1 protein-coding gene is annotated in these 1,570 nt (G+C 42.0%); it reads left to right on the forward strand.

Going from position 1 to position 1,570, the window contains the following annotated elements; all coding sequences use genetic code 11:
• Positions 1–239 precede the first annotated feature (239 nt).
• Entirely contained in the window at positions 240–1,448 is a 1,209-nt protein-coding gene (locus AC3WTP_RS23250) for an IS110 family RNA-guided transposase (protein ID WP_492397002.1), read from the forward strand.
• Positions 1,449–1,570 lie beyond the last annotated feature (122 nt).

Genomic DNA, 1,570 nt, shown 5'->3' on the forward strand with positions numbered 1-1,570 from the left:
GGTGTTGGTATATTAAGCTCATCCCAGTTCATCGGGGATGAGCTTTTCTTTTATACTTAAAAGATCACCACTGGGTTAAAAACGAATGCGGTGTTGGGACTTAGATCTCGTCGCATAAAGTGTTTCAGCCCTTGCAGTGTTCATACCCCGATTCAGCTGGTTGGGCCTCGAGCCCGTATCACCGTGCCAACCTGTGGAGAGCAACTGTTTTGGGTCCTAGTGTTATTTAAGGAGGTCATATGAATCAACCTGTTTTAAGTATCGATATTGCTAAAGGTAAAAGCGTTGCTGCTGCTTTCTCTTCTTATGGAATTCAAGTGAATAAGCCCTTTTCCTTCTTCCATTCACCTGAAAGCATTTCGACTCTGCTTCCTTTACTTGCTCAGCTTGAAGAATCTACTGAACAGCGACCAACTGTGGTTATGGAAGCAACCGGCAACTATTCTAAACCTATTGCTTCTTTCTTTTTCTCTCAAGGTTATTCCGTTGTTTTGCTTAATCCCTTAACGACTCATGAGCTTAAGAAACGCTCTACTCGTAAGGTGAAAACAGATCCGATTGATGCCATTCGGATTGCTAATGCCTTCTATTTAGGTGAAGGTACTCCAATGGTTCAAAGCGATGAAGAAATAACTGAACTTAGGTTTCTCTGCCGACAGTATTCCAATTGGATGGCTCTTCTCGGCGAGGTTCAGCTTCAGTTCCGATCCGTCTTGGACTTAGCTTTTCCTGGCTATGATAAGGCCTTTCAAAACATTTTTAATCCTTCGTCCCTTCAACTACTGACTAAGTTTCCATCGCCTTCTGCTCTTCTAACTGCGGATAAAGAGGAAGTATTGAAGATCCTTATGCATAACCGTAGAGGTCGTACCTGGAATAACGATAAATATGCTCACCTAATTTCTATTGCTCGTAGCAGCCTTCCTGACCCGTTTGGATTTCAAGCTCACCAATTTTCTATGCAGAACTATATGAATCTATTAAAGAGTTACCAAGATGGAATTACAGCTCTTGAACTGCAAATGGAAACCTTAGCTCAAACATCTCCAGCCTACCATCTTTTACGCTCAATCCCTGGTGTAGGACCTATTACTGCTACCATGATTCACGCTGAAATTGGAGACATAAAAAGGTTCCCTTCTGTGAAACAGTTGACCGCTTTTACCGGGCTGGATTCATCTGTTTACGAGTCGGGAACCTTTAAAGCAAACCAGAATCGTATCTCAAAACGGGGCTCTGCATATCTCCGTACAGCACTTTACCAAGCAACAGTTGGAGGAATCTCAAAGCAAATCCACGGACCTCGAAATCCGATTCTATGGCAATATTACCAGCAAAAACGACTCGAAGGTAAACCTGCCAAAGTTGCCATTGTGGCGACTTCAAACAAGCTTTTGCGCATGATTTACGGAATTTTGAGTAACGGCGTGCCCTTTCAGAGCAAATAACAGACATCAATAGTCATATTTTACCATTAACTTACTTCCTGAAGTAGGCTTATTTAAGTCTGTATTCTTTGGAGTTCTGAAATCTTATACCTGTTGAATCTTGACTTTGATTAGCTGGTTTA

The organism is Paenibacillus sp. EB106-04-04-XG159 (genome assembly GCF_058791835.1).

Bases quoted from the DNA above. Each gene is read 5' to 3' on its own strand.
- AC3WTP_RS23250 (WP_492397002.1), top strand. From the start codon at position 240: ATGAATCAACCTGTTTTAAGTATCGATATTGCTAAAGGTAAAAGCGTT.